Genomic DNA, 23,422 nt, shown 5'->3' on the forward strand with positions numbered 1-23,422 from the left:
TTTCGAGGTCGGCGATTCTGCGTGGGCGGGTGAAAGGGATCATGCGCGGGGTGGGGGTTCTGGCGGCCGTTCTGCTGGCGGCCGGTCTCGTCCTGGTGGGGCTCGGGCTGCGCGGCCCGGACGGTCCGCCGCAGCCGCCCGCGTGGGCGGCGCGGACCCGCGCGGTCGACCATCGCGGTCCGGTGCTCGGGCGCTCGCTGCCCGTCGAGGTGGCGATCCCGGCGATCGGGGTCCGGGCGCCGCTGGCCCGGCTGGGGCTGGCCGCGGACGGCTCCGTCCAGGTGCCGCCCGCCGGACGTCCGGACGAGGCGGGCTGGTACGACGGCGGCCCCGCCCCCGGCGAGCGCGGCGCGGCCGTGATCCTCGGCCATGTCGACTCCGCGAAGGGCGCCGCCGTCTTCTACGACCTCGGCCGGCTCCGCCCCGGCGACCGCGTCGAGGTGGCGCGCGCCGACGGCCGGACCGCCCTGTTCACCGTCGAGTCGGTGGAGCGCGTCCGCAAGGACGCCTTTCCCTCCGAACGCGTCTACGGGCCGCTCGACTACCCGGGCCTCAGGCTCGTGACCTGCGGCGGGACGTTCGACCGCGTCAAGCGGAGCTACCGCGACAACATCGTCGTCTACGCCGCGCGGACGGCCGTCTCCCCGGCCTGAGCCGCCCCCGCGCCGGGGGTCGACAAGCCCGCCGGGCTCCTTCACATTGATCATGACCGATCTGTGAAGGGTGTGCCATGGACTCCCGAATGACCCGCCGCTCCGCCCTCGTCCTGACCGGAACCGCCGCCGCGGGGACGATCGCCGCCGGACGGCCCAGCGACCGATCCGACCTCCAGGCCGACCCGAACGCCGACCCGAACGCCGACCCGCACGCCGACCGGCGGGCCGACCTCATCCTGCACTCCGGCGTCGTCTGGACCGGGGACGGCACGGCCGAAGCGGTGGCGGTCCGGGGGAAGCGGATCGTGGCGGTCGGCTCCGACCGCCACGTCCTCGGCTGGGCCGGGGACCGCACGCGCCGCGTCGACCTGCGCGGCGCGTTCGTCGGCCCCGGCTTCCGCGACCAGCACACGCACCTCATCACGCGGGCGCTGACCGGCGCCGGGCCGGAGGCGTACCGGCCGGTCTACAAGCCGTACGACGAGAAGGAGGCGTTCGAGTCGCGCAGGCGCACCGGGCAGCGGCACGTGGAGATCCACGCGCGCGGCGAGACGCCCGTGGACGTCTTCGCCCACAGCCCGGTCACCGAGAAGATGAAGAACGACCTGCTGGTCATGCAGGAGGAGGTGGCCAAGCAGGGCGTCACCACGGTCGTCGAGGCGGGCCTGCGCGACCTCGGCGCGCTCGACGCCCTCTTCCAACTCGCCGAGGAGGGCAAGCTGAAGGTGCGCTTCCTGGTGCGGGTGGCCTGGGGCTGCATGGAGGAGGCGGCCCGGCTCGGCTGGAAGACCGGCGTGGGCGACGACTGGGTGAAGGTCCTGGGCGTGAAGCTGTACTCGGACGGCTGGCTCGGCCCCCGCACGTCCGCGCTGCGCCGCCCCTACGCCGACGACCCGTACGGCTTCCCGCGCAAGGGGATCCTCTTCCTGGAGCAGGAGCGCGCGAACCGCGACGTCGCCCGCGCCCGCGAACTGGGCTTCAACATCACCACCCACGCCATCGGCGACCGCGGGCTGAAGGTGACGCTGAACGCCTACGAGCACAACGACGTGTCGCCGCGCGACCGCTGGGCGATCGAGCACGTCCAGGTCGTGGAGGACGACCTGCTGGAGCGGATGATCCGGGGCGGCGTGATCGCGAGCATCCAGCTCAGCTTCGCGACGTCCGACCAGCGGTTCGCCGAGGACGCGCTCGGCCGCCACCGGCTCCGCTACGCCTACCGGTGGCGGGACATGCTGCGGGCGCGGCTGCCGATGGTCGGCGGCACCGACTTCGACATCGAGGCGCTCGACCCGCTGTGGGGGCTCCAGCGCGTCGTGACCCGCACCGAGTTCGACGGCACCCCGCCCGGCGGCTGGCTCCCCGACCAGCGGCTGGACGTCCGGGCCGCGCTGCGGCTGATCACCTCGCGGGCGGCGTTCGCCTCGTTCGAGGAGCGCGAGCGCGGCACGGTGGCGCCCGGCAACTACGCCGACCTCGTCGTCATCAGGGAGAACCCGCTGACGATCCCGCCGGACCGGCTCGCGTCCGCGACCCGGCTGATGACCGTCGCCAACGGCAGGATCACGGCCGAGGGGCCGGTCAGTTACCCGCCCACGGCCTAGGCTCTGCGGGCGGCGCGGTCGGGGCGTCCGCGCCGCCGCCGCAGAGCGGCCGGAACCCGGAGCACATCACCCGCAGCCACGGGATCCGGCCGCGCGGTCGACGGCGTAGTACACCTGCTGCTCGACCAGGTACAGGACGTCCCCCGTGCGGACGCGCAGCCGGTACGCCAGGTGCTCGCGGTCCGCCACGGCGCCGGTGGTGACCCGCAGGAGGGCCAGGACGTGGTCGGCGGGGCCGAACCAGTGGCCGAGGATGATCTCGTCCACGACCTCGACCGACGCGGTCGCCTCCCAGGGGCGGCCGGGGGTGAGGGCCCGGAAGTCGATCCGGGGTTCGAGCAGGGCGAGCAGCGCGCCCCGGTCCTTGCCCGCGACCGCGCGGGCGAACTCCGCGCCGATCCGTCCGTCCATGGTCAGAGCCCTCCGGCGGTCGAACGTCACCGGACGGCCCTGCTCCTTCCCACGCCGCAGGCCCGCCGTCGAGATGGCGCGGAACGGCCGCCGGACGCGCAGGACGGAATGGTCGGAGCCGCGGGGTCCAGTTCGGCGCCATGGTACGGGCTGGAGGGGTCGGCGCGGAATTCCATCATTCCGCGGCGCGCGCCTGCTGGACGCGCTCCGACTCCTCCGAACTAACGGCCGCACGTGCTGGTCGACCACCTCTTGCGCTGGACGGTCGACCGGATGCGCTCCAGGTCCCGGAGAATTAGGCCTAGCTTGTCCGGCCGGTTCACATAGGCCAGCGCCGCGCGGTTGAAGGCGTTCTGCATGGCGGCGGGAAAGAGGTCGGACGCGTCCAGGCACAGCAGGTAGTCGGGAGAGGTGAGCATGCCCGAGATCTTCCGGCTGATGGGGTCGGCGCCCGTCTCGTGCACCCGCCGGTTGAGCGAGAAGGCGGCGCTGCTGGGAACGGCGGGCCAGATCCGCTGCGTCTTCTCCGACGCCAGGAACCGGACGAGCCGCCGCGCCTCCTTCGTGTCGTTGAACATGCCGAGCAGGTCGGCCGACACCACCGCGGAATCCTCCGGGCGCCCGTCGAACTTCGGGAACGGGAAATAGTCGTAGTCGGTGACCGGATAGGTCTTTCCCGGCGGCGGCCCGTCCTGGTAGTCGGTCATGATGAACGACGGCTGGTGCTGGAGCGAGCACGCGGGACGGGCGCCGACCATCAGCCGTCCGGCGTCCTGGTAATCGGCCACCAGAGTCGCCATCGACCCGCCGGGGACGCTGCCGGGACGGGCCGCCACCTCGCCCCACGTCCGCCACGCCCCTTCGATCTCCTTCGAGGTCCAGGAGAGCTCGCCGGACGCCCAGCGCTGGTAGACGTCCGGGCCGTAGCGGTGCAGGACGATGTCCTCGATCCAGTCGGTCCCGGCCCATCCGGAGGTCGGCGGGTCGCTCATGCCCATGCACCAGGGGGTGCGCTTCGCGGCGACCTCCGCGTCACTCCTCTTCATCAGTTCCGCCCAGGTCTTCGGCGCCGGCCTGGGGAAGCGCCGCGGGTTGAACCAGATCATGCTCTTGAGGCTCGCCTTGACCGGGATCACATAGAACGGCGCCTCGGCGGCGCTCGACTCGGCGAGCCGCCATTGCGGCCGGTAGTCCTCCCGGTCCCGGCCGATGACGTCGTTCAGCGGATGCAGGTCGCCGTTGCGGGCGTACCGTTCGAGTTCACCGGCGCTCCACAGCGCCGCGACGTCGGGCGGCGTGCCCTTCTGCACCTGCGAGAGCACCACCTGGTTGAGTGCGCGCGTCCCGGTGTAGTCGACGCGGATCCCGGTCTCGTCGGTGAAGGCGTCGAGGACCTTCTCGAACGCCTTCTGCTCGTTCCCGGTCCAGGTCGCGAGCATGGTGACGCGGCCCGCGGGAGCCAGGCCGGTGTAGGCCGCGAGCCCGGCGGCCAGCGCCAGGACGGCCGTCACGGCGGTGATCCCCCACAGCGCGGACTTGACGGTCGGCTTCATCGCGGCAGGTACCTGTACTCGTCGATGCGGGCGCGGAAGCCCCACAGGATCAGAACGAACACGGCCAGCGGCACGATCACGGCCGGAAAGGCGTAATAGGGGCTCAGCCGGGCGGCGTCCGTCTGTCCGGCCGCCGACTTCCCGGCCTCGATCGCTGTCCGCTCGGAGGTCGGCCGCTCCGTGACCCGCCTGCTCCCCGCCTTCGCGAGGAACGCCGCGACGGTGGGGCCGCAGCCCTGCGCGTCGCCCGCGCATTCCCGCTGGAGGAGTTTCCCGAACGCCTCCCGTTCCGTGTAGTGCGCCTGCTCCACCTGACCGTCCCTGATATCGGTCGCCTCTATGAGCGCGTCCTTTCCGGCCGCCAGATGGTCCCGGTCCGCGCGGATGAGGGCGCCGCCCATTCCGAGCCCGGCAAGAACGAGGAGGGTCGCGGCGAGCAGGTGCCAATTGACCGTCCGCCTGAAGCGGCGCGCCATGAAGACCTGCGTCGTGGAAAGGAGCACGAGGACGAGCGCGACCGGACCGGCCCAGCCGGCCATCGCCGCGAGGTCGATCCAATCGAGCGTCAGCTTGTCCTTCAGGTTGTCCAGCTCCGCGCCTTGCAGCTTTTCGAGCTGGTAGAGGATCCCGCTGCCCTCGGCGTTCATGAGCACCGACGCGTACCAGAGACTGGCGGTGCCGAGCGCGGTGTCGCCCTGCCGGAACTGCGCGCCGGCCTGCCCGATCCAGCCGGTGTAGGCGACGAGCGAACCCTCCACCGTCTGCAGGACGCGGCTGCCGAACGCGCCCACGGAGTTGTCCTCGGCCGCCTGCGCGAGGCTCTGGTTGGCGATGCCGATCTGGTTCTGGTACTCCTCGCCCGGCCGGAATCCGGTGAGCTCGGACTCCGCCGCCTGGAAGCTCGCCACGGCCGCGCTGTCGGCCTCCGCGAGCGCCTTCCGCGCCTGGGCGATCTCCAGGACGGCCGGCGCCGTCCGCGACCGCGCCTCCCCGAAGCTCTGCCGCGTTCCCTGCAGGACCGCCAGCGAGCCGCCCAGCATCACGATCGTCGCGATGAGGAGGAACCTGTGGCGGAACGACAGGGCGCGGGCCGTGCCCCGGTACGGGGTGCCGTGACGTAAGGCCGTGGTCGTCATACCGCGCCCCCGGAGGCGCCGCCGTTCATCGGCGCGCCGCAGTGCGTGCAGTACGTGCCGGACGGCGTGCGGCGGTCGCAGTTCGGGCACGTCCGGGTCGCGCCCTCGGGTTCCCCGCGCGCGGATCCCGGCGCCGCGCCGCGCCCGTCCGCGCCGCCGTGCGTGTCGCGCGAGGCGATCCTGAGCCGTTTGCTGTCGAGGTCCCCGGCGTCGTCCCTGAGGCGCGGCAGGCCGTCGGAGTCGACGGCGACCACGCGCCGGAGCCGCCGCAGGATCCGGTCGTTCTCCAGTTTCGCGGCCAGTTCCATCGCGCGCGCCCATTCGGCCGCCGCCCGCTTCGGGTCGCCGGAGCGGTACGCCTCGAACCCGGTGTCGATCGCCTCCTTCAGTTCGCCGTGCCGGGTGTAGCGGCTCATCTTCGGGTCGATCAGGGTGGAGAGGCGCGGGTCGTCGGTCCAGTGCACGAAGACGTTCGCGGGCGAGCCGTCCACGGTCGCGTCTCCCTCCGGCAGCAGGTCCAGGCGCGCCACCCGCCGGTCGACGCTCAGTTCCCTGTCCGCGGAGTCGAGCGCCAGGCACACATGGAACTCCCGGACCTCGTCGCCCCAGGCTCCGGTGTCGACCTCGACCGTGCGCGCGTCCACCTCCCGCGTCTTTCCGGCGAGGTCGGCGAACGCCGGGAACACCTGTTTGACGAACCGCGTCCGGACGTCGGGCGGCGTGCTCACCCGGAGCGCCACGGCGGGCACGGCCTTGCCCATCGCCGTCCGCATCAGCGCGCGGAAATCGGCCTCCAGCTCGTCCTCCCGGCGGACCGCGTCGGCCGTTCCGCCGAGCGCCGTCACGATCCGCAGGAGTTCCTCCGGTTCCCAGCCGTCGCCGATCCCGCGCGCGTCGCAGGAGAAATGGCCCGCGCAGGCGGCGAGTTCCCGGTCGAGTTCCGCCCTGGCCTCGCTGACGTTGAATCCGTCGGTCAGCAGGACGGCGTGCCGGATCGCCGCGGGATGCCCGTCCAGCAGGACGCGGGCGCGGGCCAGCCACGTCCCCATCGCGGTCCCGCCGTTGGCGTACAGGCGGTGCACGGCCGTCGCGGCGTCCGCCCTGCTGCGCGGATCGGCGACGGCGGTCGCCTCCTCGCGCGGATAGGCCATTCTCGCCTCGTGCGTGCCCGCGACGACGGCGAACCGCGTGCCGTCGCGCATGGAGTCGATCGCCGCGATGGTCGCCCTGCGCGCGGCGACCATTTTCGACGGCGGATCCCCCATCGAGGTGGAGCAGTCCACGAGCACGATCTCCGCGCCCTCGGGAGCCCTCCCGCCCGGGCCCGCGCCCGCGTTCCGCGCGCCGACCGTGACGATGGCGTGCATCTCCGATTCCTCCCTCGACAGGAACTTGATCTGGCTCACCTGGAGGTCGAAGCTGGGCTGAGCGTCCATGTCGCCTGCTTCCGGGCTCGTACCGGACGTCACTGGAATGTCCTCGGGCGGACGGTGTTGGCGCGGTCGATCAGGATCTCGTGGTCCCAGGCGCTGCGCGCCTGCTGCGCGAGTTTGCGGAGGGACGCTTCGAGCAGCGTGCGCAGCCGCCGTTCCGTCGCCGGGCTGCCGAGGACTGCGCCGAAGTCCCGCCCTTCGACCTCGGGCAGCCGCCGCAACGCGGTCTCCTGGATGAGCGCCACCAGGCGGGTGTGGGAGTCGCCGTCCGCCCCGCCCTCCAGTTCGAGGCCGGACAGCCGCCGCAGCGCCTCCTCGAAATCGGCCGTGGTGGGCCGTTCCTCGCCCTGCGCCCCGGGCGGATCCAGGAGGTGGACGCGGACCATGGCGACGCGCGCCGCGTCGTAGTGCCGCAGCCCCTTGCCGACCTCCCCGAGGACCTCGGCCGCGTCCCTTCTCCGGCCGCGCGCGAGGCGGATCCGGGCGAGCCCGAACGCCGCGCCGACCTGGGCGCCGTCCCGCCGCCACACCGACTCGTAATGGCGTTCCGCCGCGTCCGGCTCGCCCCGGCGCTCCAGGCAGAACCCGAGGGCCAGCTTCGGCGCGTCCTCGCCGGGCAGCGCCGAATAGACCGCGTCGAACTCGGCGCCCGCCGCCTCGACCTCGCCCTTCGCCAGGGCCAGCAGCCCGCGGTGCCACAGCACGCGCCAGTCGGCGTCCCCGGCCGCGGACGCGGCCGCGCGCAGCGCCAGGGCGGCCTTCGCGAGGTCGTCGCCGCCCAGTTCGACATGCGCGCGGCAGAGGTGCAGTTGGACCTCGGCGGAGGACGGGTCGAACTCGGAGAGCCGCTCGACGCGCCTGCCCGGGTCGCTGGTCTCCAGCTTGGCGAGATCGTCGGCCGCCGGGTCGGCCGGATCGGTCAGCGGCGCCGGGAGGCAGGCCACCGCGTCCGGCGGCTCGGGAAGCCCGCCGGTGTCCCAGACCGCCGTTCCGCGGCCGGGCGCGAGCCACCTCTCCAGCGGCGGGACGAGGCCGAGCCCCGCGTCGAGCAGCGCGGTCGTCGGCGCGAACCGGGCCGACGGCTCGGGCCGGGGGACGCGGTCGCGCAGGGAGAGGATCTCGCGCCGGACGCCCCGCGCCTGCTCCGCCATCTCGGCGGCCGAGCGGAACCGCCGCTCGGGCTCGGGATGGGTGGCCCGCACGACGATCCGGCGGCACGACTCGGCGCCCGGCTCGCCGCCGTCGCCGAACCCCTCGGCGACGGCGAACAGCTCCTCCAGGGTCTTGCCGAGCGTGTAGAGATCGGACTCCACCGAGGGGCCGCGCGTCAGGATCTCCTCGTCCGGCGCCTGGTACTTCTCCGTTCCGATGATGCGGGACTCGCGGTCGTCCATCCGGCGGACGGCGCCGAGGTCGATGAGCTTGACCCGGTCCCGGATGTGGATGACGTTGTCCGGTTTCATGTCGCAGTACAGCAGCCCGCGGTCGTGCAGGTACTCGAAGGCGGAGAGGATCTCGATCCCGTAGGAGAGGACGTGCTCCATCCGCAGCGGCTCGCCGAACGGCCGCTCACCGGCGCGCGCCTTGTCCAGGATGTCGCGGAGCGGGAGACCGCCCACATACTCCATCACGATGTAGCCGGTCTGCCCTCCCGAGCTCTGATCGGGATGGGTGACGAAGCTGACGATGCGCACGATGTTCGGATGGTCGAGCAGGGTGAGGAAGCGGCGCTCCGCGACCATCATCTCCAGCGCCTCGTCGTCATTGGTGTTGATCATCCCTTTGAGGGCGACGAGGTTGTCCTCAAGGCGCTGGTCCTTGGCGAGGTAGACCCAGCCGAGTCCGCCCCGGTCGAGGCAGCCGACCACCTCGTACTGGTCTCCGAGCAGGACGCCGGGCCGCAGTTTCGGCTTGAAGGAGAACGGCGTGCCGCAGCGCGGGCAGTAGCCCTCCACCGGGCCCGGCCGCCCGTCGATCGGCGCGCCGACCGCCGCCGAGCAGCCGTACTTGCCGCAGGTGCGGCCGCCGCGCGGGGGCCGCGGGTCGCTCTGCACCCGGCTCTCCGGAGGCGGCGGCGGCAGGAACGGCAGCGGGCGGCCGGCCCCGTTCGCCCTGGTCGTGGACGCGGGCCGCTGGACGTCGGGCGCCGGGAGCGCCTCCCGCACGGCGAGCGCCCCGGCGACGATCCGGTCCGTCCCGCGCGAGGCCCGCCGCGCGGGCGGCACGAGCGGCGGGAGGCCGCAGACGTCGCAGTACCCGGTCTCGTCGGTGACCCCGGGGCAGCCGGGACGGTTGCAGGGCCTCACGACCGCGTCCCCTTGTAACCGAGCGCGTGCCAGAGCGCCGCCTGGTAGCGCTCGACGGCCGCCCTCGCCGCCCGCAGATCGCACGGCGCCTTCCAAAGCATTTCGTGCGCCTCGCCGTAGAGCGCCGCGAGCCGGGGATCCTCCGGACTGACGCCGCTCGCCTCCTTGGCCTTGTAGGCGCCGAGGCGCCCGCGGAGCTCGTCGCGTTCCGCGCGCAGTCCCTCCAGACCGGTGGTGAACTCCTCGACCCGCTCCAGATGGCTCTCGATGATCTCCTCGCAGCGGACCACGTCGGGCACCGCCCACCGCTGCTCGGACGCCTGCCCCCGCTCCCGCACCAGTTCGAGGACCGATCTCACGTCGTCCGGCCGCTCCCGGAACTCCGGTACCCCCGTGAACAGCTCGCCGATGTCGGCGCGCCGCTCGCGCGCCCGCCGCTCCGCGCGCTCCACCTCCGCCTCCCGTTCGGCGAGCCGCCGCAGCCGCCCGCCCAGCGGGCGGGACGGCGGGATCCGCGGAAGGTCGCGCGGCACGTACACCCAGGCGCTGGCGTGCAGTTCCTTGACGTCGACGACCGCCTCGCGGCAGGCCCTCCAGTCGAACCCCTCGATGTCCTGGTCGCCGATCCGGTCGCGCCACTCCCGGGACATCAGCAGCGCGTAGGGGGCGCTCGTCCCGGCGAGGGCCTCGCGCAGCGGTTCGGCGTTGAGGAGCCGGAACGCGGTGTTCAACGCCGTTCCCACCCAGGTGTTCCGGTCGGCCTTGACCATTCCCACGTGCAACGCGGCGCGCAGCCGCATCGCGTCGTCGCCGCCCGCCGGGTACTCCAGCAGCTCCGTGTGGAGACGCGCGGTGAACCGGCCGGTCAGGGCCACCATCGACACCCAGCTCGGCAGCACCCAGAGCAGGCCGTCGCCCCGGTCTTCGGGGTCGCGGACGTCCTGCCGGTTGACGCCGACCGTCTCCAGGGCCGTTTCCATGACCCGGTAGAGCCGGTCGCGCAGAACCTGCTGGAGCCCGTCGGAACGGCTGCCGAATCGCTCGATGTCCACGCCGACCATGACGTGTAACCGCGCTTCGGCGACCATCGCTTTCCCCGTTCGTGTCGCGTTCGGGAAGGCCGGTCGGCAAGGCGGCGGACCGGCGCTCAACCGCCGCTCAGTGTAGTAGTGGCCACTGCACACATTGTGATTTCTGATACAGGTCGGATGGCCGGACCCGGAAACCTCCGATTCGTTCGCGACCCGTGGGCGGGAGAGCTTCGGCGGACGTTCCGGCCGCGTATACGCGCCCGCCATCGGCGGCCACGACGATCTTTCGGGATTCGGACGTACCGAACCGTCTTGCCCCCGAAAGGCACGGTATGAGCGAGATCAGTCGCCGGAGGTTCCTGCAATTGGCCGGGGGGACGACGGCGCTCGCCGCGCTGCCCCAGAGCATCGCGAGGGCGGCCGAGATCCCGGCGGACCGCCGCACCGGCACGCTCCGCGACGTGGAGCACATCGTCGTCCTGATGCAGGAGAACCGCTCGTTCGACCATTATCTCGGGACGCTCTCCGGCGTGCGCGGCCTCGGCGACCCCCGGCCGGTCGTCCGGCCCGACGGCAAGCCGATCTTCCACCAGCCGGACGGGACGGCCGACGTCCTGCCCTTCCACCCCGAGGTCGACGACCTCGGAATGCGCTACCTGTACGGCCTTCCGCACGGCCGGAACGACGGGCACCAGGCGTTCGCGGGCGGCCGGTACGACCGGTGGATCGCGGCGAAGTCGAAATACACGATGGCCTATCTCGACCGGGGCGACATTCCATTCCATTTCGCGCTGGCCGACGCGTTCACCGTCTGCGACGCCTACCACTGCTCCTATCTCGGCGCCACCGACCCGAACCGCTATTACCTGCTCACCGGCCACACTGGAAACGACGGGACGGGCGGTGGTCCGGTCCTCGGAAACGAGGAAAAGGGATACGGGTGGACCACCTACCCGGAGCGCCTGGAAAAGGCGGGCATCTCCTGGAAGGTCTACCAGGACGAGGGGACCGGCCTGGACGCGAACGGCGGGTGGGGCTGGACCGGCGACGCGTTCATCGGCAACTACGGCGACAACTCGCTGCTCTACTTCGACAATTACCGCGACGCCCGTCCCGGCGACCCGCTCTACGAGAAGGCGCGCACCGGCACCAGGGCCGCCAAGGGCGAAGGCTACTTCGCCCTTCTTGAGGACGACGTGCGGAAGGGGCGGCTCCCGCAGATCTCCTGGATCGCCGCGCCGGAGGCGTACAGCGAGCACTCCAACTGGCCGTCCAACTACGGCGCCTGGTACATCGCCCGCGTCCTGGACGCGCTGACCGCGAACCCAGAGGTCTGGAGCCGGACCGCGCTGATCATCACCTACGACGAGAACGACGGCTTCTTCGACCACGTCGTCCCGCCGTACCCGCCGCTGCCCGGCACCGCCAGCGCGTCCACCGCCGACACCTCCACGGAGCACTTTCCGGGCGGCGGCGGATACGTCGCCGGGCCGTACGGGCTCGGCCCGCGCGTGCCGACGTTCGTCGTCTCGCCGTGGAGCAAGGGCGGCTGGGTGTGCTCGCAGACGTTCGACCACACCTCGATCCTCCAGTTCATGGAGCGCCGCTTCGGGGTGCGCGAACCGAACATCTCGCCCTGGCGCCGTGCCGTCTGCGGCGACCTGACCAGCGCGTTCGACTTCTCCCGCGCGCAGCCGCGGCCCGCCGGGCTGCCCGGCACCGACGGCTACCTCCCGCCGGACCACGACCGGCACACCACCTTCTACCCGGCGATTCCGGGCGCCGCGCAGCCGCTCGCGCAGGAGCGCGGCCGCCGCTACACCCGTCCGCTGCCGTACGACCTGGACGTCGCCGACACGGTCGGGGCGGGCCGCGTCACCCTGAGGTTCGCCGCCAGGACCGGGGCGGGCGCCTGCTTCTACGTCACCGCCGCCGGGCAGGACCCGCGCACCTACACGGTCGAGCCCGGCCGCACCCTCACCGGGACGTGGACCGGCGAGGACTACGACGTCTCCGCCTACGGCCCGAACGGCTTCCACCGCCGTTTCGCCGGACGGACCGGCACCCCGCTCACCGTCGAAGCGCACGTCGAGAACGACTGGATCCGGCTGGCGCTGGCCAACCGGAGCGCGAAGCCGGTCGAGTTCACGATCGCCGACGGATACGGCGACGGGCAGGGCGGCGGGCACGGGGCCCGCCCGAAGAGGATCCGGGTCCGGCCGGGCGGGCGCGCGAACCACCGGGTCCCGACCGCGCGCAGCTCGCACTGGTACGACCTGACCGTCGGCTGCGACGCCGACGCCGCCTTCGTCCGCCGCCTGGCCGGTCACCTGGAGACCGGCCGCCCCGGCCTCACCGACCCGGCCGTCAAAACTCGCTAACGACGGGAGCCGCCGGGAACCTATTCTCGCCACCATGACCCAACCCGACCACCAGACCATCAACAAGGCGCTCTGGGACGAGCTGGTCCCCATTCACGTCGCCAGCGACTTCTACGACGTGCCCGGCTTCAAGGCGGGCAAGCTGACGCTGCGCGACTTCGAACTGGACGAGGTCGGCGACGTCCAGGGCCGCCGCCTCGTCCATCTGCAGTGCCACTTCGGGTTGGACACGCTCTCCTGGGCCCGCCGGGGCGCCGAGGTCACCGGGCTGGACTTCTCCGGCAAGGCGATCGAGGCGGCCCGCGCGGTGGCCGCGGAGGCGGAGCTTCCCGCGCGTTTCGTCGCGTCCGACGTCTACGACGCGGAGACCGCCCTCGGGGAGACCTACGACATCGTCTACACGGGCCTGGGCGCGTTGTGCTGGCTGCCCGACCTCCGCCGCTGGGCCGGTGTCGTCGCGTCGCTGCTGCGCCCCGGCGGGTTCCTCTACCTCGCGGAGTTCCACCCCTTCGCCGACACGCTCGACGACGCGGAAGGGCGGACGGTCACCCTCGACTACTTCGCCGAGGGCCCGCGGATCTGGGACGAGCCCGAGACCGGCAGCTACGCCGACCCGGACACGCCCGTCCAGAACAGCCGGTCGGTCGAGTTCGTCCACGGGGTGGGCGAGGTCGTCTCGGCCCTGGCCGCCGCCGGGCTCCGCATCGAGTTCCTCCACGAGCACGACTACACGCTCTGGCAGAGGTTCACCGCCCTGGAACGGCACGGCACGATTTACCGCCTTCCCGAAGGCCGCCCCCGGATACCGCTGATGTATTCGCTCCGGGCGGCGAAACCCTCTCCCTGATCTAGTGCGTCGTGGCATGCCGCTCGGTCGTGTAGGTGCAGAGGAGATGGAGGGCGGTGATGCCGTCCGGGACGTCCGGGAAGACCAGTTCGGCGGACGGATGCGGCCGCACCGGAAGGTCGGTGTCGACGGCGCCGTGGAAGAGGCACGGCCATTCCGCGCCCGTCACGCAGTCGACCGGGACGCCGGAGCAGGAGCACGGCTCGTCCGGACGGTGCCCGTGGTGCGCGTGGAACACCGCGGGCACCACGGACCGGCAGCCCGGCTCGGCCAGTTCCGCGAACAGCTCGATCCGGGTGACGCGCAGGTCGCAGCCGCCGGGGACGTACGGGAACAGCTCCCTGGTCAGCCGCAGCGGCAGCCGGCGGCCCGGCGCCTGGAGCCGGTACCAGTCGTCGGGCAGGTCCCGCCGGACGTCGACGAGCCGGATCCCGGCGCCGGGGAGGCGGTCCGCGGCGGCGGCGCGGGCGGCGGCGCGCAGCACGTCGCCGCCCTCCCGTGACGTGTAGTTGAGCAGCATGACGACGTCGCTGACGCTGGCGAGCGGGAACCGGTTGTCCTCCGGCGGCAGCTCGACCCGCCACCGGCTGACCGCGCCGCGGAACTCGAACGGCAGGTAGCGCTCGTCGCGGAAGTTCAGCTCGAACATCCCCGAGTCGTTCTGCCCGCTGGACGTGGCGATGGCCTCGGTCGCGTCGTAGGCGTGGACGATCCGCGGGTCGTCCGGCCCGGCCTCGTACCCCGAGGGCGCGACGGCGCCCGAGGCGCAGCACTCCCCGGACGCGCACGGGCAGGCGCGCGGCGTCCCACCGCCGGGGCACCGGCACGGGACCCGCGCGGCCGGGGCGCCCGGCGCGTCGCAGCAGGGCGCGGGCGCGCCGCGCAGGGACGGGTCGACGCGCGTCCGGCTGCTGAGCAGGGTCAGGCGGCAGTTGACGCTCGTGTACGGCCCGACGACGCACGGGATCGTCAGCGTGACGTTCCTGATCCGCCGCATGTAATGGCCGGGATGGTCGAGGTCGAGGAGCCATTCCGGGATCTCGATCTCGCAGTACCCGGTCTGCTGGAGCTGGAGGAACGCCGCCGGGAATTCGGCGCGCAGCGACAGGTGGCGGGCCAGCTCGTATTCGCGGCAGTTCTCCTCGATGTAGGCCGTCTCGATCCGGCGCAGCGCCAGGTGCAGGCGGTCACCGGCGAGCAGCCCCTCGCGCAGCGTGTCCCAGCCGGGGGAGGGCAGCTCGGGCGCCGGGGTGCCGCGCTCGTGGACGAAGGCCCGCCGCGCCCGCCGGGCGAGCCGCAGCGCGAGGTCGTAGTGCCGCCGGTGCAGCGCCGCCGTCTCCCGCTGCAGGTGCAGGTACAGCTCGGCGCTGGAGAACCGGTCGCGCAGGTAGTCCTGGACCTCGCGGGCGTTCTCGATCTGCCGTTCCTGGACCTCCAGGTCGCGGAGCGCGGTGTCCCGGTGCCGCTCGGCCGCGAGGATCTGCCGCTCGATCTGCTGCAGCTCGACGCCGATCACCTGGACCTGGTGGCGCCACTCGTCCTCGCGGCGCTGCCAGCCGCCCTCGGTCAGGCTGAGGCCGCCGGTCGTGTTGGCGTTCTCCGCGACCTGGGCGAGGATCCGCGCCGCCGTGCTGAACCCCGCCGCGAGCTTGTTGCCCAGCGGGAACTGGTTGAACTGGAGCGGGGTCCCCATGACCCCGGCGACGCCGAGCCAGAAGTCGGGCGTCATGCCGATGCCCTGGGCGACGGCCTCGGACACGTTGCCCGCGATCCGCGACGCCGTCGACACCACGGTCATCGCCTCGTAGCCGAGTTCGCCCGCGTTGTTGCCCGCCCGGAGCAGCGCCTGGTTGTAGGCCAGCCGGGTCAGCGCGCCCTGCTTCGTCTTCTCCAGCGCCTGCACCTGCCAGTCGGCCTCGCGCCACTGGAACTGCCGCGTCCGCAGGCCCAGCTCGGCGAGCTGCCGCTCGTGCGCCGCGCGGAGCGACGCGAGCGCCTCGGCGTCCCCCTTCTCGTAGGCGGTGAGCAGGCTCGCGCCGAGCCCGCGGACCTCGGCGGCGAGGTCCAGCGCCTTCTGCATCAGGTAGGTGAACCGGTACGGGCCGATCGGGCCGTGGCAGGCCGTGCCGTCGCAGCCGTCCGCGCACGGGTCGGCCGGGTCGGCGGTGACGTCCGGGCCGCGGCGCAGCCGGTGCGCGTCGATGTCGTGCCGGACGAGCGCGAGCCGGTCGCCGACCCTCTCGTACAGGGCGAGCAGGCGGGGGTTCAGCGGGGCGGGGCGCGGCTCGAAGTCCGCGAGCCCGACGTGGGCGCCGCCCGGCTCGCCGGAGATCCGGCGCGGCGGCGGGCCGAGCAGCCGGGCCAGCGCGTCGAGCAGGACCCGGGCCTGGCGCGCGCTCTCCAGGTCGCCGCGCGCGAACGCGGCGTCCGCGGCCTGGGCGAGCGTCTCCGCGAACGACAGCAGGACGTCCCGGCGGCGTACCGCGTCCGGGTCGGAGTCGCCCGGACGCCACGTGTTGTCGGCGTCCAGCGGCCGGTGGGCGAGGCCGTACCAGGCGAGCGCCGCCTCGTGGCGGCAGTGCGCGCGCAGCGCGCCCGCCACGGCCGCCGCGACGGGGAACGGCGACAGCGGCAGCAGCGGCGCGCCCGGCGGGCGCATCGTGAAGTAGGGGTAGGCGGCCATCCCGCCCGGCAGCGGGACGGCGGGCGCGTCCGGGGCCGTGACCAGGGGCAGGACGACCGCGTCGTCCAGCGGCAGGTCGTAGCGGAAGCCCGGCGGCGTGGGGTCGGTGTGGCCGACCGGCGGCGCGGCGTCGGGGACGGAGAAGCGGAGGGCGTCGTCCGTCCGGCCCTCGAAGACGAGCCGCGCGGCGCCCCGGCCGGGGCGCAGCCGCACCGCCTCGGCGCTGCGCCGGGGCGGCTCGAACCGGCCGTCCCGGACCCGGCACCAGTGCAGGTGCGCCACCCGCGCCGGGGGCCACAGCAGCAGGGCGGGCAGCCTGTCGCGGCGGTGCCAGTCGGACGTCTGGTCGGCCGGGTGCTCCGGCGTCGAGACGACGACCCCGGCGTCGGCGTCCCGCGCCGCGTCCGCGTCGTCGTACCCGGCGGCGGCGACGAGCCAGAAGTAGTACTCGTCGATCCCGGCTTCGGGACGGTCCTCGGCGCAGTCCCGGCAGCAGCCCGCGGCGTGCCCGAACGGCATGAGGTGCGCCGACGCGGGCGGGATCCCGGCCGCCGCGACCCGGACGAACGCGGCGCCGAGCGTCATCGCCGCCGTCAGCCACAGCGGCAGCTCCCGCCCCTGCGCGGCCGGGACGACCTCGGTGGAGACGTCCCGCGCGGGCGCGTCGGCGGCGCCGGTCGCGGTCGCGGCGGGCAGCGTGATCGGCGCGAGCCACGACGGCTGCGCGGACGGCGCCGGCCTGCCGAGCAGCCCGAGCCCCTCCGGCGCGGGCGCCAGCAGCCGCTCCACGGCGAGCGCCGCGTCCTGGACGAGGGTGAGCGACGGGTGCTCCGGCGGGCGGGACGAGCGCCACCAGGCCAGCCCGCCCGGGACCGGGACGGTCAGCTCGTCCTCGCGGAGCCGCGCGTCCAGCATCCGGAACGCCTCCGACCGGCGCGCCTCGCGCAGGTCGTCCCACTCGATCCAGTTCTCCGGGTACGCCTCGCGCCGCGCGCACGCGCGCCACTGCGCGAAGGTCGCGAACCGGTTCCGCCACAGCTTGCGCAGCCCGTAGGGGATGGTGAGGGACGGTTCGAGGCCGAGCAGCGCGCGCTGCACGAACGCCTGCACAGCGGCCGCGCCGTCCTCGATCCGGGTGACGCGCTGGCCGGGGCCCGCCTCGACGTCCTGGAGGAGCAGGTCGGACAGGTCGCCGGGCGCGGCGACGAACCGTCCCGGACCGCACAGGTAGGCGAGCAGGGCGTGGCGGGCGCGCTCGCGCAGCCCGTCGTTCAGGCGCTGGAGGTCGGTGTAGCGGCGCGGCCGTCCGTTCTCGATGAAGGCGTCCTCGACGAACCGGACGAGGTCGGCGACGCCGGGCCGGGGCGGCGTCCCGACCGCCGCGGCCGGGTCGTCGGCCGTCCACAGGTAGGGGTGGGCGGCAGCGATGTCGCGCGGGACGAGATGCCCGGTGATCCGGTCCAGGAGCCGGGAGGCGAGCCAGGCGCGGATCGCCCAGCGCTCGTCCTCCAGGTCGTGCGGGCCGAGCCGGTACGGGGCGGGCGGGACGTCGAGGTACGCGCTGACGAGGGGCGCGTGCCGGGCGTCGACGCCGAGGTACCGCAGCATGTTGACCGGGTCGTCCGGCTGCTGCTCGGTCACCTCGGCGAACAGGATCCAGGCGGGGCGCTCGCGCGCCGCCCGGGTGTCGCGCCGCAGGCCGCAGTAGTCGTAGAGGCGTTCCCACACGTCGAAGAGGGCGGCCTGCCGGGGGCGCCCGGGGTGGGCGCGCTGGTCGGCGACGGCGTCGGTGAGGTACGGGTCGCCGACGGGCAGCAGGTCGGTGGAGAGCCAGGCGCGGTGCGTGCCGAACGACGCGGCCCCGGTCCTGGGGTGGGATGTGCCCGCGAACGTCGCGCCGTGCGCGAGCAGGTACCCGAGCTCGGACTGCCGGTATCCCACCGCCGGCCGCGCGGACAGCCCGAACCGCCGCGCCACCAGCAGCGCCTTGAACGCGCGCTGGTAGGTGCGCCGGATGTCGCGCAGGCTGCTCGTGTAGAGGCCGTCCAGCCATGCGGCGGCGTTCTCGCCGGGGCGGATGGGGGAGAACGCCTGCCCGGCCGCGTCCAGGGTGGGGTTGCGGACGACGCCGTCGCCGAGCGTCGCGTCCTTCGCCGGGCGGAACAGCCGGTCGAACGGGAGGGCGGCGACCGCGTCGCCGGTGTCGGGGCCCGCGTAGGCGAACCGGAACCCGGTGCGCGCGGCCCCGGTGTCGGCGCGGCTCGCGAACCGGGGCCTGTCCTGCTCGGCCTCGATCGTGATCTCGTACGCGCCGCGCCGCAGCCGCAGCGGCCCCGACCGGTGGCCGGGCGCCTCGTCGCCGGGCAGCCCGTGGTTGAGGACGGTCCACACCCGCTGCCCGCGGCGCAGGACGACGCGCCAGCGCCGTCCCTCGCACCAGTCCCCGTGCTCGTCGCGGTCTGGTTCGTGGCCCGCGTGGAAGCGGTACGTGCCCCCGTGCTCCACCAGCAGGACGCCCTCCCAGCGCGCCGTGAACGGCTCCGCGCCGCCGAGCGGCTCGCCGGTCGCGTCCAGCAGGGCGAGGCCGTTCCGGACGCTGACGTACCGCTCCTGCTCCTCGGTCAGCTCCAGGTCCATCGCCGGGAGGACGGTCGGCACCGGAGCGTTCGCCGCGTTCCGGACGTCCCCGAACGGGTCGAGCGGCCCGCGCACCTCCCGCCAGCGCAAGGCCGCGCGGGGCTCGTCGGGACGGAACTCGCCGACCAGGCCGGTGCCGCGCAGGCCGAGCAGCGCGGCGAACGCGCCCGCGCCCGGACGCGACGGCCAGGTGACGTCCGGCGGGGCGCCGGAGTCGTCCTCCCAGGGGGTCAGGCCGAAGTTCTCGTCGGCCCACAGGCCGCGCAGGACCAGCCACGCCGCCTCGTCCGCGCCCTCGGAGTCGCCGCCGGTCGCGGCGGCGACGTGCCGCGCGAGATGCCCGGCGGCGACGTGCGCGCGCCGCACGAACAGCGCGTACGCCTTCTGGAACAGCGCGAACCGCGAGTCGTCGTCCCCTTCCTGGACGAGCGACTCGATCGCCCGCACCGGGTTCTCGAACAGCGCGGCGAACGGCGCCCACGCGGCGCGCGGCGCGAAGTACAGGTCGCGGACCGCGCGCCGCTCGACCGGGTTGAGCGGGCGCGTCCGCAGCAGCCGTTCGAGGACGTCGGCGTCCCGCAGCGGCAGCAGGCAGTACAGCTCCTCGGCGGCGCGGTCGTAGGCGAAGCCGCCCTCCGGCGGACCGCCCGCCCACATGTCCGGCGAGGTGTCGGCGGCGGCCAGCGGCACCGCGAACCGGGTCTCGGCGGCGCTCACCGGGATGCCGCGGCGGCGCAGCTCGGCGGCGAAGAAGCGGCGGCCGAGCAGGTCGAGCGGGTCGGGGACGCCGGTCGGCGCGGTGTACCCGAAGTCGGCGCGCAGCGACGCGGCGATCCGCGTCCAGGGCCAGGACGCGGCCTCCTCCTCGGTGACCGCGACCTCGCCGAGGGCGTCGCGGAGCGTCCAGAGCGAGTGCGGGCCCTGCCCGTCGAACGGCTCGGTGTCGCCCAGCGCGAGCGGGTCGTCGGCGGCCTCGTTGCGGTCCTGGAGCGGGAACGGGTCGTCGCCGTCGAGGTGGTCGCCGGTCGTGAACAGGAACAGCAGCTCCCCGACCGTGAACGGGGACAGGTACACCTTCAGCAGCACCTCGGCGAACCGCAGGGTCGCGGCGGGCCGCGAGTGCCAGGTGTCGGACGGGGTCTCCGGGTCGAAGCCCGCCAGCACCGACAGCGGGTCCAGGTTCGCCTCGATGATCTTGGTGAGTTCGGGGGTGGCCTCCAGGGCCGGGTCGGCGCGTTCGGCGGTCTCCTCGACGCCGTCCAGGAGGAGGCCGACGGCGCGCTCCCGTTCGCGGGGGGTGGCGTCATCCGCCCAGAGGGCGAGCAGCGGGACGCGGCCGAGCGGCCCCGACTCGTCGCCGCCGCCGAGCGGCAGGCGCAGGTCGTCGCACAGCATGAGCAGCGCGGCGAGCTGGCGCGGGAAGTCGGGGTTCACCGCGCCGCCCGAGGTGAACAGGTGCAGGACGGCGTCGACGTCCGCGAGCGTCTGGAACGACAGGCCGCCGCCGCACCGCGCGCGCAGTGCCCGCCACAGCCGCACGACCAGCATCAGCCGGACGAGCGCCGCCGCCCGGTCGGCGTCGCCCTCGCCGGGGAACCGGGCCCGGTACTCCTCCGGGTCGCACGGCGGGCAGTCCGGGAGGCGGCCGTCGCCCTCCTCCCGGCGGCGCCGCGCGATCTTCACCACGTCGAACGGGGCGATCCCGCTCCGCTGCAGCTCGGCGAGCTCGCAGTACTCCAGGCCGGTGCGGGCGAGGAGCTCGGGAAGCCGCGCGGCGATCCGCGACCAGTGCGTCCGCCCGGCGGTGGCGCGCGGGAACCCGTAGAGCCGCCACCCCGCCGGGACCTCCCCGGACGGCTCCTCGCCGGGCGTGCCCGCGAAGAACATCGCGTACTCGTGCGCGGTCAGGCACAGGTATTCGAGCGCCGTCTCCAGCCGGACCGGGTACCGCCAGCGGTGGGCGGCGAAGCCGTCCGGCTCGTGGGCCGGGTCGAGCGCGAACTCGGTGATCCGCCTCCGGAACCGGCGCATGACCTCGTACCGGCTCGTGCCCGCCGCCCGCAGGTAGGAGCGGACGGTGTCGATCCCCTGGTCGTAGGGGAGCGGCGGCGCCCCGGGCTCGGCCCGCAGCGCGGCGTAGGCGGCGGGCAGCGGCGCGGACGGCGCCGAGTGCTCCGGCACGGCCGCGAGCAGCGTGCCCGCGTCGTGCCCGGCCGGGCCGCCGATCGGGTGCCCGCCGACCTCCTCGGCCGCCGTGTCGAACACGACGCCGGACGGCGTCCCGCCCGCCGCCACCGCCGCCGCGAGGTGCTCCAGGCTCTCGTTCACGAGGTCGCCGGACGGGACGGGCGTCGCCAGGTTCGCCGCCGACGCGCACAGCCCGCCGAGCGTCCCGCGCCGGTCCGCGAGCAGGTCGCCGAGCCGCGCCGCCTCCTCCGCCGGGAACGGGTCCGCGCAGGTGCTCGCCGCCGACAGCCGCAGCAGCTCGCTCACATACGCGACCAGCCCGAACGGGGACAGGTGCTCGGGCGGCAGGCAGTCGGTGAGCGTCCCGGGGTTGACGGGGGAGAACAGGTCCTCGCCGCCCGGCTCGCCGCCCGGCCCGCCCGCCGCCTCCCGGATCTCGGACGCGAACGGGTGGGCGACCGTCCCCTCCAGCGCGTGCTCGAACGCGTCCGGGGTGAGCGCGGCGACCGCCGCGACCGTGCTGAAACCGCGCGAGTACAGCGCCTCCATCAGCGAGAACCGCAGCTCCGCGTGCGGCTGCCCGGGCGCGGCGAACGCGGTCAGCGCGTGCAGCGCGTCGATCGCGTCGAGCGCCGCGAGCAGCCACGCCCGGGCGTGCGGGTCGCCGGGGAACACGTCGAAGGCGGCCGCCGCCGTCGCGTCCGGGTCGCGCGGCGCGCCCGGCGTGTACGTGCCGCCGCCGTGCGCCGAGTACGCCGACTCGAACGCGGCGAAGACGTTCGGCCGCGGCCGGGGCAGCGCGGACGGCGACTCCCCCTCCGGCGTCTCGCCCGCCGCCGTGGCGAACGGGACGGTCAGGAACTGCCGCAGATGCCGCAGGAACGCCTCGACCCTGTCCTCGGGCGTGCTGGCCGTGCCCGCCTCGGTGAACGGCGGCAGCAGGTCGAGGCGCGGCGCGGCGCCCGGCGGCAGGAACAGCGCGCGCCACCGGTCCTCGGTGACCGCCCGCAGCCCGGCCGCCGTGGTCACCCCGAGGTCGGTGGTGACCGCCGCGATGAGCGGCGCGAAGCCGCCGGTCACGGCGTGCAGGAGCAGGCTCAGGTAGGCGGCCGCGCCCGGCCCGGACGCCGTCGCGGGCGCCCAGAAGTCGGCGTCGATCGTCGCGGTCGGGCCGGTGTGCGCGAGCCACGCCGCGACGAGCGGGCGGACCGCCGCGTCCACCGCGACCTCCGGCGCGGGCGCCGCGGCCTGCCCGATCGCCCGCAGCCGCCGGGCCGCCTGCGCCGGGACGAGCGCGCCGCCCGGCCCGCCCGAGCCGGTCGCGGGCGGCTCGGCGGCGCCGACCACGCCCGCCTCGATCGCCGTCTCGATCGTCACGAGCACCTTGGACTCGGCGTCGGCGCTCGCCATCGCGAACCGCTGCGCCACGTCCACCTGCGGGGGGAGCTGCGCGCCGAGCGCGTAGAAGTAGGCCGCCGGGACGACGAACGGCGGGTCGAGCACCGAGTGCGCCGGGTCGCCGGTGAGCGTGACCGAGACGTGCCGCAGGGTCGTGCCGTCCCCGGCGCCGCGCGGCAGCGGCAGGGTCAGCAGCGCGGCGCGGGCCCCGTCCACCGGCCCCTGGGCGGGGCCCGGGCCGGTGAGGTTCTCGCCCGTGCTGAGCCGCTCGCACATCATCGCGGCCCAGACCGCGTACACGTAGCCGCTGAGCCGCAGCGCGTTCCCGTCGTGGGTCGCGTAGTAGCCGTCGAGCTCGGCCTCGAACCGGCGGCGGTCGTTGTCGGCGCGGTCCGCGTCGACGGCGGCGTCCGGCTGCGGGGTGGTGTACATCTGCGCGAGCGGGCGCGGCTCGGGCGGCGCCGGGTGGATCTTCCGGTCCCATTCGATCTCCGCCGCGACGTGCTTCGCCTGGGCGCCGCTGAGCGTCGTGCGCCGCGCGATGGTGCGGCCGTCCGCCGGGTCGAGCGCCAGCACCGCGTTCACGGCCTTGACCAGGGACGCGAAGTCCGGCGGGGTGCCGTCCGCCGGCAGGTCCAGGTGCCCGCCCGCGCCGGACGCGGCGGCGGGCAGCACCGCGTACGCGCTCGGCGGGAGCCCCACCACGTCGGTCAGCAGGACGGGCAGCGCGCCCACGGTCGTGACGGCGGCGTTGAAGTCGATCCGCCGGTCGGCGATCGGGGCGCCGTCGCGGGTGAGCTTCAACCGGAGGTCGAAGGACGTGCCGGTCGGGTACTCCGGGCCGGTGGGCGGCGGATCGACCACGATGACGGCCGTCGCCGCTGCGGCGGGTTTGCGTATGGTCGGCGGGATCGTCGGGGACCCGCCGGTGTCGACGTAGTGCTGGACGATCGCCGTCTGGGTGAGGTCCACGCCGAGGTCGGCGACCGACACCGAGGTGAACACGCCGGTCGCCGAGCCGAGCGGCCTGCCCTCGGCGGTCGAGTCGAAGCCGAGGTCGAACGCCTCGACGGTCAGCCCCGAGAGCGCGGACGTGAACGCCTCGCCGCTCACCGGCCTGGTGGGGCGCAGCCTCACGACGATGAGAGTGGGCATGGGT

At 74.3% G+C, this 23,422-nt stretch carries 11 protein-coding genes; 4 read left to right on the top strand and 7 right to left on the bottom strand.

Going from position 1 to position 23,422, the window contains the following annotated elements:
* Positions 1 to 41 precede the first annotated feature (41 nt).
* Together ACH01S_RS22595 and ACH01S_RS22600 are read left to right on the top strand one after the other, a co-directional pair.
* Complete coding sequence (locus tag ACH01S_RS22595) at positions 42 to 653, top strand: class F sortase (RefSeq protein ID WP_067894743.1); 612 nt, start codon at positions 42 to 44, stop codon at positions 651 to 653.
* Between the two features lie 77 nt (positions 654 to 730).
* Positions 731 to 2,260 carry an amidohydrolase gene (locus ACH01S_RS22600; RefSeq protein WP_083980999.1) on the top strand — a complete coding sequence of 510 codons (1,530 nt, stop codon included), beginning with the start codon at positions 731 to 733 and terminating at the stop codon, positions 2,258 to 2,260.
* Between the two features lie 66 nt (positions 2,261 to 2,326).
* Here ACH01S_RS22600 and ACH01S_RS22605 read toward each other — a convergent pair whose 3' ends face one another.
* The 6 genes from ACH01S_RS22605 to ACH01S_RS43725 form a co-directional block, all read right to left on the bottom strand.
* Positions 2,327 to 2,701 (bottom strand): hypothetical protein, encoded by a 375-nt coding sequence (locus tag ACH01S_RS22605; RefSeq protein WP_067894749.1) that lies wholly within the window; start codon positions 2,699 to 2,701, stop codon positions 2,327 to 2,329.
* A 191-nt stretch (positions 2,702 to 2,892) separates the two neighbouring features.
* A complete protein-coding gene (locus ACH01S_RS22610) occupies positions 2,893 to 4,224 on the bottom strand; it encodes an ABC transporter substrate-binding protein (RefSeq protein WP_067894752.1) in 1,332 nt (443 codons plus the stop codon).
* Entirely contained in the window at positions 4,221 to 5,360 is a 1,140-nt protein-coding gene (locus ACH01S_RS22615; protein ID WP_067894754.1) for a GlnX family signal transduction membrane protein, read from the bottom strand. The genes ACH01S_RS22610 and ACH01S_RS22615 overlap by 4 nt, the downstream gene beginning before the upstream one ends.
* The gene (locus ACH01S_RS22620; RefSeq protein WP_067894757.1) at positions 5,357 to 6,796 is read right to left on the bottom strand and encodes a vWA domain-containing protein; all 1,440 of its coding nucleotides are present in this window, start codon (positions 6,794 to 6,796) and stop codon (positions 5,357 to 5,359) included. The genes ACH01S_RS22615 and ACH01S_RS22620 overlap by 4 nt, the downstream gene beginning before the upstream one ends.
* 29 nt (positions 6,797 to 6,825) lie before the next feature.
* Positions 6,826 to 9,099 (bottom strand): serine/threonine-protein kinase, encoded by a 2,274-nt coding sequence (locus ACH01S_RS22625; protein ID WP_067894760.1) that lies wholly within the window; start codon positions 9,097 to 9,099, stop codon positions 6,826 to 6,828.
* Positions 9,096 to 10,151 carry a hypothetical protein gene (locus ACH01S_RS43725; RefSeq protein ID WP_157406301.1) on the bottom strand — a complete coding sequence of 352 codons (1,056 nt, stop codon included), beginning with the start codon at positions 10,149 to 10,151 and terminating at the stop codon, positions 9,096 to 9,098. Before ACH01S_RS43725 ends, ACH01S_RS22625 begins: the two co-directional genes overlap by 4 nt.
* Before the next feature lie 311 nt (positions 10,152 to 10,462).
* Between ACH01S_RS43725 and ACH01S_RS22635 the strand changes: the two genes are divergently transcribed.
* On the top strand, positions 10,463 to 12,511 hold the full coding sequence (locus ACH01S_RS22635) for a phosphocholine-specific phospholipase C (protein WP_067894766.1): 2,049 nt from the start codon (positions 10,463 to 10,465) through the stop codon (positions 12,509 to 12,511).
* A gap of 34 nt (positions 12,512 to 12,545) precedes the next feature.
* Complete coding sequence (locus ACH01S_RS22640) at positions 12,546 to 13,358, top strand: class I SAM-dependent methyltransferase (protein ID WP_067894769.1); 813 nt, start codon at positions 12,546 to 12,548, stop codon at positions 13,356 to 13,358.
* 1 nt (position 13,359) lies between these two features.
* Here the strand turns inward: ACH01S_RS22640 and ACH01S_RS22645 are convergent, their stop codons facing one another.
* Positions 13,360 to 23,418: a Tc toxin subunit A-related protein gene (locus ACH01S_RS22645; RefSeq protein WP_067894772.1), complete on the bottom strand. Its 10,059-nt coding sequence runs from the start codon at positions 23,416 to 23,418 to the stop codon at positions 13,360 to 13,362.
* Between the last annotated feature and the right edge of the window lie 4 nt (positions 23,419 to 23,422).

Origin of the sequence: Actinomadura chibensis NBRC 106107, from assembly GCF_001552135.1 — a bacterium.
GTDB lineage: Bacteria > Actinomycetota > Actinomycetes > Streptosporangiales > Streptosporangiaceae > Spirillospora > Spirillospora chibensis.

Bases quoted from the DNA above. Each gene is read 5' to 3' on its own strand.
- ACH01S_RS22595 (WP_067894743.1), top strand. From the start codon at position 42: ATGCGCGGGGTGGGGGTTCTGGCGGCCGTTCTGCTGGCGGCCGGTCTC.
- ACH01S_RS22645 (WP_067894772.1), bottom strand. From the start codon at position 23,418: ATGCCCACTCTCATCGTCGTGAGGCTGCGCCCCACCAGGCCGGTGAGC.
- ACH01S_RS22640 (WP_067894769.1), top strand. From the start codon at position 12,546: ATGACCCAACCCGACCACCAGACCATCAACAAGGCGCTCTGGGACGAG.
- ACH01S_RS22635 (WP_067894766.1), top strand. From the start codon at position 10,463: ATGAGCGAGATCAGTCGCCGGAGGTTCCTGCAATTGGCCGGGGGGACG.
- ACH01S_RS22615 (WP_067894754.1), bottom strand. From the start codon at position 5,360: ATGACGACCACGGCCTTACGTCACGGCACCCCGTACCGGGGCACGGCC.
- ACH01S_RS22620 (WP_067894757.1), bottom strand. From the start codon at position 6,796: ATGGACGCTCAGCCCAGCTTCGACCTCCAGGTGAGCCAGATCAAGTTC.
- ACH01S_RS22600 (WP_083980999.1), top strand. From the start codon at position 731: ATGGACTCCCGAATGACCCGCCGCTCCGCCCTCGTCCTGACCGGAACC.
- ACH01S_RS22610 (WP_067894752.1), bottom strand. From the start codon at position 4,224: ATGAAGCCGACCGTCAAGTCCGCGCTGTGGGGGATCACCGCCGTGACG.